This window comes from Faecalicoccus sp. (assembly GCF_036552745.1).
Classification (GTDB): Bacteria; Bacillota_I; Bacilli_A; order Erysipelotrichales; family Erysipelotrichaceae; genus Faecalicoccus.
In genome coordinates this window covers 1-7,814 of record NZ_JAXKBY010000107.1, presented here as the reverse complement: position 1 = coordinate 7,814, position 7,814 = coordinate 1, and the positions used below count along the sequence as shown (strand labels likewise).

Below are 7,814 nucleotides of genomic sequence, written 5' to 3'. Positions count from 1 at the left end.
CCATCAAATGGGAAGTTGCATGTTTGGTTAAAAATGATTGAGTATTTGTAGTCATAAAGAATACCTCTTTTCTGACTATAATATAAAATCTAATTTGACATTATTTATGCCATATCACCAAATTGTCGGTATAGCGTAATTTTTTTCTAAGTTTTTCAAGACGCTTGTAAACGGCATTGGTCGACATATGAAGATCTTCAGCAATTTCTTCAATTGTATAGTCCTGCATCAATAGGATCAGGATCTCCAGAAGTCTTCTATCCGATTTCTTTAGGACATAGTAAACAGTGACATCTTCGATTTCATCCAGCAGCTTTTCCGGAGTTGCGATAATCACCGGATCATAAGCAGGAACCATTAGAAACAACCCCTCGCTTGTCGCCCTTTCGTGATCGGTAAACCTTCTGTCATCCAGGAACAGACGATAGTCATAATTTCTTAGAATTTGAATTGTACCTTCATCTACTCCTAGCTGCCTTAGCAATCTCTCTTCCTTTTCTTTTTTGTCGAGCCATTCTTTGTAGTCTCTTCCATGATTGTGTCCCATAATGCTTTCTCCTTTCACTTAATAGGCGGCGAAATCACTGATTTTTCGCCTCCCGAAAGAAAAAAAGCATAAAAAAATGACAGAGATTCAATATTGGTCGTTGGTCTCTGTCAAGGGCTGTGGATAAATCATTAGCAATCAACTCTTGCATAAAAATACTAGAACAGTTAACAAAAGTCTACTATTTCTTAGTGAATGCTAATGTAAGTATATATTTTGCTATGGAAATATGATATCATATTACATATGAAAAAAGCGATATTGCAGTGTGCAAACAAGAGGAGTTTGATATCTATGAATAATGTTTGTTACAACAATCTTTTTAAATTATTAATTGATAAGGGTCTTAAAAAAAGCGATCTTGCTAGGATGTGCAATCTTAGCTCGCCTACAATGGCAAAATTATCAAAAAATGAATATGTATCGATGGACGTATTAGTTCGGATTTGTAGAGGATTAGATTGTTCACTAGATGATATCGTAGAAGTCGTCGCATTAAAGGAGAATGCCTAAATGGAGACAAGCACTTCTTATAAGACGCTCACAAGAGAGCAATTCTTGTTTTCTGAGATGCGAATTACCGCAAGGCTCATGACGCAGGGATTGTCTGATAAAGAAATTGTTCAAGAAATTGAAGAAGACAATCTTTATCAATATCCTACAAACAAGATGATTAGAAATATCACAAGCGTTTGTTTGAAACGTCTTCATACATTGGATAGTGAGAAACTAGTAGATTTAATTGCGAATGGATCTTCGGATTCTGCTAAACAAACTTGCCTCTATGCAATGATCAAATATTATCGCATTGTCTATGATTTTATGGTCGGTGTGATTGGCGAGAAATATCGTTTAAAAGATATGTCCTATTCTCGAATGGATGTAAATGTTTTATTCACTCGATTGCAGGAACAAAACGAAACGGTAGCAAAGTGGTCAGAGTCTACGATCCAAAAGAACAAACAAGTTCTAACTAAATTATTAGTTGAAAATGAATATTTAGATTCTATAAAATCAACGACTTTAAATCCTGTCTTGATTGATCTGGGATTAAAAGAAGTATTAAAAGAGCGAAATGAAAAGGCAATACTGAGTGCTTTTAACTGTTTTGAGTAGGTGAAGTTATGGATATCAAAGAAAGATTAGATCTTTTAAAAAAGACGATCCAACAAGAAGATTTCCTTTTGGGCAAAGGATTAAGTAATGAAGTCAATATTCGTATGTTTTGTTATGACCCAAAAGAAGAAATGATTGTTCGCCATTTTATAGAGCGGATTACTAATGAAAGTTTAGAATGTAATATCAAATATTACGATCTATATGAAGTGTTTTTAAAGATATGTGAAGACAACCGAATTCTAGATCGTATTCCGGCTTTAGAAGAAAAAAGAGGAAAAGATTTTTTGGCCAAACAATTTGAGAAAATGTGCGATGCCAAGACCTTCGCTTCCAAGATGCAATATGATCCGCACGTTCGTGGTAAGGATGTTGTTGTATTAGGCGGAGTTGGAAAAGTATTTCCATTTATGCGTGTGCATAGTTTATTAGAAGCCATGCAACCACTATTTACAGATGTTCCCATTCTTGTATTTTATCCAGGAACATTTGATGGCCATTATGTTAAATTATTCAATTTACTAAAAGCTAACGAGTATTATCGGGCATTTAATTCGTTATAAGAAATAGGGGAGAGAACTTATGCAGATAAAAAATATGTTTAGAGATGACATCAACCGGAATATCAACGGTGTCGTCCAAGTTGAACAAGAAGAGAAAGATGTTGTTTATCAAGAAATCAAAGAATATGTCGTTACATCCGAATTAAAGAAGCATTTTGTCACATTCTTTGATGCTTATAGCGATTCCTTTGTTCATCCAACCGATAATGTTGGTGTATGGATCACCGGCTTCTTTGGCAGTGGTAAATCACACTTTTTAAAGATGTTGTCTTATTTATTATCGAACAAGACAGTCAATGGTAAACCAACGATTGAATATTTTAGAGACAAATTCGATGACGAATTAACCTTCATGAATGTTGAAAAATCAACAAGTGTTCCAACCGAAACAATCCTTTTTAATATCGACGTAGAAGGCTCCATCAATAAAGATGACACCGCTGTATTACGCGTGTTCGCCACCGTTTTCTATAATCATCTAGGTTTTTATGGCAAGGATCTGAAAGTTGCCAGTTTAGAAAAGTTCATTTCTAAACAAGGGAAGTATGATGAGTTTAAAAGAGTATTTGAAGAGATCAATGGCGAATCTTGGGAAGAAACACGAAATACAATGGCTTTCTTTGAAGATGATGTTGTTGAAACAATGGTCAAGGTACTCGGTATCAGTGAAACAGCTGCCAGAAACTGGTTTAATGGCACTGAAGAAGTGGATCTTAGTGTTGGTCAATTAGTGGATGAGATCAAAGAATATGTAGATTCCAAACCAGAAGGATTCCGTTTATTGTTCATGATTGACGAGGCTGGTCAATATATTGGTACCAATACCAGCATGTTATTAAATCTACAATCACTGATCGAAAAGTTAGGTTCTGTTTGCCGTGGACAGGTATGGATCGTTGCCACAGGACAAGAAGCTTTAGATGATATGATCAAAGTCCGCCAAGATGAATTCTCTCGTATCATGGCTCGTTTTAAAGTGCGGTTGAGTTTAACCTCTTCATCCGTTGGTGAAGTTATTGAAAAGCGCTTGTTGACTAAGACGGATGAAGCAGAAAAGACCTTGAAGATGGTCTATGATAATAACGATTCCGTTTTAAGAAATCTTTATTCTTTTGATACTGAAAATAAGGATATTTGCGGTTATTCTACAGAAGCGCAATTCATTCGAGTATTCCCATTTGTCCCTTATCAATTTATTTTGATGCAAAAGGTATTCAATGAGATCCGTAAACATGGCCATGCTGGTAAACATCAATCCAGCGGGGAACGCTCGATGTTGAATGGATTCCAGGAATCGGCACAAAAGGTACAAGATCGAAATGAACTATCTTTAGTGCCTTTGTATGAATTCTATGATACTTTACATAGCTTCTTGGACACGGCCGTTCGTAGTGTTATCGAAAGAGCGGAAAGAGCAGCTGATAATAATCAAGGTCTAACAAAAGAAGACGTGAAACTTTTAAAGCTTTTGTATCTGATTCGTTATATCGATGATGTGAAATCCAACATTGAAAACTTAACGATTTTAATGGCCGATACCATTACGGTTGATAAATTAGAACTAAAGAATGCTGTTAAAGAATCACTAGAACGTCTAGTTCGTCAAAACTATGTGGCAAGAAATGGCGATATCTATACCTTTTTAACGGATGAAGAACAAGATATCACTAGAGAAATCAAGAATACGCCAGTTGATACGTCATCAATTATTTCAAAGATTGGCGATATGATTTTCTCAGATATTTATCAAAACAAAAAATATCGTTATGGTAAATACGATTTCTCTTTCGATGAAAGAGTAGATGGGCTAAATATTGGCAATACCGGAAGTGACATGTGCTTGCGTTTCATGACAGTGGCTGCCGATGCTAGTGATCGACAGGAATTAAAGCTTATTACCGATTCTAAAAATGATGAAGCAATCTGCGTACTTTCTGACTCTTATCCATATTTTGAATCGATTGAATTAGCTTTAAAGATCCGTAAATATATCAAACAAAAGAATGTTTCGCAATTACCAGATACGATCCAGAAAATCATTACCGATCGTCAACGTGAGGCATCTAATCTTGAAGCGCAAGCTAGAGATGAATTATCAAAATCCATTGTAGAAGGTAAATATTACATCTCTGGAGAAGTAGTTAACCTACAAGGAAGTGATGCCAAAACCAAGATCAACAAAGCTTTGGAATATCTTGTAGAGCAAACTTATAAATATCTCAATATGATTGAAACAAATGCGCAATCAGATAGTGATATCTTAAGTATCCTTCGTGGCACAAACCAGCAAAAGATGGATGGAACTTATGATAATCAAGATGCTTTAAATGAAGTGGAGAATTACTTGAAATATCAAGCCCAGATGAAACTGCCTACTTCAATGGCAGATCTTCAAAATCGGTATTCGAATGCTCCATACGGCTGGCGCGATTTAGATATTGCATCGGTTATTGCACAATTAGTAGCTAATCAAAAAGTAACGGTTAAAGTTGCCGGTATGACGATCACTAAAGAAGATTCACGATTAGTTGGATATTTATATAAGAAATCTGAAACGGGCAAAGTAATGATTTCTATCCGTGAAGAAATACCATCTTTTAAGCTAAAACAAGTCAAAGACCTATTGCGTGAATACTTTGATGTTATGGATCTTCCTAATGATGAAGATGGTTTGTTTGAATTCATTAGTGATAACTTTGGTGATCAAAGAAGTCATTATATGAATTATCAAAGAGAATATGCTCAACACAATTATCCGGGTAAAGCAATAGTGGATACAGCTGTTCGTTTGATTGATGATATTCATCTTCATTCCAGCGATAATATCGCTTTAGTTGATTATTTAATTGATATCCAAGATGATCTTTTAGACAGTAAAGAAGACATGGCTGACGTGGAAAATTTCTTTGCGACACAAAAGACTATCTTTGATAATGGTTTAAACTTTGTTGATTCTGTTAAATATGAAGGTGATTACTTCATTGGTTTAGATGAAGTACAAAATGCCGTAGAAGAAATAAAGAAAATCACTACACCAAGTAATGCCTATAACTATAGTCGCATCAAAGATTTAAATAATTATATTTCGATAATTAAAGATGCCAGAGACGAACTATTAAAGAATAAACGAGCAGAGATCAGTTCTTTGATTGATCAATGTATGCATCAGTTAGAAGAAAAGGCGAAAGATAAGCCCGAACTTTTAAATGCTTTAAATAGTGCAAAAAGATCATTTGATGAACGCCGAAATGAAGTGTTACGTTTAGAATCCTTAACAGCTTTAGATAGTAAGGTGCTGACTCTAACATCTCTAAGAGATCGATATCTTGATCAAATGGATCAGATGTTGAATCCAAAAAGAGAAGATAATCCAGTACCTAGCCCATTAACTCCTCTAAAACCAAAGAAAAAAAGAGAGTTCTATATGAATGCAATCTTCCCACGTAAGACACTCAAGTCCAAAGATGACGTTGAATCTTATGTAGAAGATATTCGCAAGATGTTGTTAGGTTATTTAAGTGATGTGGATGAATTAGATATTAAGTAGGAGATAGCAGATATGAACAAAAGCGCAATTCAAAAATATGCCATAGGGGCTAGAAATGAGTTGATTGATAAAGTTGCACTCAAAGCTTTTGAATATGGTGTATCAAAAGATGAAATTATTGATGCAAATGCCGATAGTGTTAATGGCAAGATCTTAACATCGAAAGAAAAAACACAAAGACAAGAACTAATTAATAAAGTCACTGAACTAGGCTTTGATGAAACAATCGAAGAAGTAGCTTATACCTGGTTCAACCGTTTTATTGCGCTTCGTTTCATGGAAGTAAATAACTACCTCCCGACTAGAATTCGTGTATTTACTAATGAAAATAATGAATATAAACCCGAGATCTTAAAAGAAGCTTTAAATCTAGAATTTGATGACTTAGATAAACAATATATCTTTAACTGCATCCAAGAAAATAAAGATGATGAGCTTTATAAATACCTGTTGATTGCCCAGTGTAATGATATGGGTAAATATCTTCCAGGAATGTTTACTAAGATTTCAGACTATAAAGCCCTTTTATTTCCAGATAATTTATTGAGACCAGATAGCGTGATTGGAAGATTAATCTCTGATATTGATGAAGACTCATGGCTTGATCAGGTGCAGATTATCGGTTGGTTATATCAGTTTTATAATACGGAACCTAAAGATAAAGTTTATGCGCGTAAAAAAGGAACAAAGTTATCCAAAGAAGATATTCCTGCCGTAACACAACTTTTTACACCTGATTGGATCGTTCATTATATGGTGGAGAATAGTTTAGGTAGAATCTTCATCAATAAAAGACAAAATGAAGGTGTTTTTGCGGATGGACGTGGCGAAGATGAGATGAGTTTTGATGAAATAGAAGAGAAGCGAATCTCAAACGAAAAGTATATCGCCGATACCATGGGATGGAAATACTTTTTGCCTGAAGCAAAACAGGAAAAAGAAGTTCGTCAACAGTTAAATGAAATCAATAAACAGATTGCTTCTAAAGATATTCAAGATATTAAGATAATTGACCCGTGTATGGGTTCTGGTCACATACTGGTTTATGTTTTTGATGTGCTCATGCAGATTTATGAAGCAAATGGTTGGCCACAAAGAGATGCAGCAGTTTCCATTTTAGAAAACAATATTTATGGACTTGATATTGATAAACGTGCCTATCAACTAGCTTATTTTTCTATCATGATGAAAGCTAGATCCTATAACAGAAGGATATTAACTTTAGGATTGAAGCCTAACATATATGAGATTGTAGAAAGCAACAACGAATACAGAACTTATTTTGATGGAGGTGAGTTATCAAAAGAAATACAAGACGAAGTTCTATCTATACTCAATGAAATGCATGATGCCAAAGAATTTGGATCTTTGATTACAACAGAAAGCCATCCATATGACGACATTATCAACAAATTAAAGAATACAGATTTTTCTCTATTCAATGATTTAGTCATGGATAATCTTTTACCATTAATTGAATGTGCAAAAGTTTTATCAATGAAATTTGATGTTACAGTTACAAATCCTCCTTATATGGGGAATAAAGGTATGAGTAATCAATTGTATAAGTTTGCGACAAATAAATATGCTGACTCAAAAATTGATTTATTTGCAATGTTTATAAGTAGATGTGGAGAATTATGTTCTGAAAATGGCTATTATGCTCTTATAACACCTCCATCAGTACTATTTTTGAGTTCATTTAGAAAATTGAGAGAAAATATTATTAAGAATAAAACAATATATAGTTTATTACATATGGGAAGAGGAATATTTGGAATTGATTTTGGTTCTACATCATTTGTCATAAAAAATGGAGTAACTGAAAACTTTAATGGTAAATATTTTAGACTACATGAAAGAAATTTTCAATATATAGAAATAGATGATATAGAAAAAATTTTCGCTATACCCACAGTTTGGTGATTTAGCCATAATTCAGCATTAAAAAGAAACCTCAAATAAAGCATCTGTTGCAATCTGCCGGATAAAAAAGTAATGAATAGAGTACTTCAACTTCTTTAAGACATAGACAAGTATT

At 34.1% G+C, this 7,814-nt stretch carries 6 protein-coding genes; 5 read left to right on the top strand and 1 reads right to left on the bottom strand.

Translation table 11 applies throughout. The annotated features are described in order from the left end of the window. Window positions 1-100: 100 nt before the first annotated feature. Window positions 101-547 (bottom strand): sigma factor-like helix-turn-helix DNA-binding protein, encoded by a 447-nt coding sequence (locus U0M88_RS05220; protein WP_331869132.1) that lies wholly within the window; start codon window positions 545-547, stop codon window positions 101-103. Window positions 548-793: 246 nt separating this feature from the next. Between U0M88_RS05220 and U0M88_RS05215 the strand changes: the two genes are divergently transcribed. Genes U0M88_RS05215 through pglX form a run of 5 tightly spaced genes read left to right on the top strand, consistent with a single transcriptional unit; the run spans window position 794 to window position 7,699 of the window. Beyond that, the gene (locus U0M88_RS05215; RefSeq protein WP_331869131.1) at window positions 794-1,060 is read left to right on the top strand and encodes a helix-turn-helix domain-containing protein; all 267 of its coding nucleotides are present in this window, start codon (window positions 794-796) and stop codon (window positions 1,058-1,060) included. Continuing rightward, on the top strand, window positions 1,061-1,663 hold the full coding sequence (locus tag U0M88_RS05210) for a DUF1819 family protein (RefSeq protein ID WP_331869130.1): 603 nt from the start codon (window positions 1,061-1,063) through the stop codon (window positions 1,661-1,663). 8 nt (window positions 1,664-1,671) lie between these two features. Then, the gene (locus tag U0M88_RS05205; protein WP_331869129.1) at window positions 1,672-2,226 is read left to right on the top strand and encodes a BREX protein BrxB domain-containing protein; all 555 of its coding nucleotides are present in this window, start codon (window positions 1,672-1,674) and stop codon (window positions 2,224-2,226) included. 19 nt (window positions 2,227-2,245) lie between these two features. Further along, window positions 2,246-5,773 carry a BREX system P-loop protein BrxC gene (gene brxC, locus U0M88_RS05200; protein ID WP_331869128.1) on the top strand — a complete coding sequence of 1,176 codons (3,528 nt, stop codon included), beginning with the start codon at window positions 2,246-2,248 and terminating at the stop codon, window positions 5,771-5,773. A 12-nt stretch (window positions 5,774-5,785) separates the two neighbouring features. Then, window positions 5,786-7,699 carry a BREX-1 system adenine-specific DNA-methyltransferase PglX gene (gene pglX / locus U0M88_RS05195; protein ID WP_331869127.1) on the top strand — a complete coding sequence of 638 codons (1,914 nt, stop codon included), beginning with the start codon at window positions 5,786-5,788 and terminating at the stop codon, window positions 7,697-7,699. The last annotated feature ends 115 nt before the right edge of the window (window positions 7,700-7,814 follow it).

What these genes read in the sequence shown, in the direction of transcription:
- brxC (WP_331869128.1), top strand. Translation starts at nt 2,246, where the DNA reads ATGCAGATAAAAAATATGTTTAGAGATGACATCAACCGGAATATCAAC.
- U0M88_RS05215 (WP_331869131.1), top strand. Translation starts at nt 794, where the DNA reads ATGAAAAAAGCGATATTGCAGTGTGCAAACAAGAGGAGTTTGATATCT.
- U0M88_RS05205 (WP_331869129.1), top strand. Translation starts at nt 1,672, where the DNA reads ATGGATATCAAAGAAAGATTAGATCTTTTAAAAAAGACGATCCAACAA.
- pglX (WP_331869127.1), top strand. Translation starts at nt 5,786, where the DNA reads ATGAACAAAAGCGCAATTCAAAAATATGCCATAGGGGCTAGAAATGAG.
- U0M88_RS05220 (WP_331869132.1), bottom strand. Translation starts at nt 547, where the DNA reads ATGGGACACAATCATGGAAGAGACTACAAAGAATGGCTCGACAAAAAA.
- U0M88_RS05210 (WP_331869130.1), top strand. Translation starts at nt 1,061, where the DNA reads ATGGAGACAAGCACTTCTTATAAGACGCTCACAAGAGAGCAATTCTTG.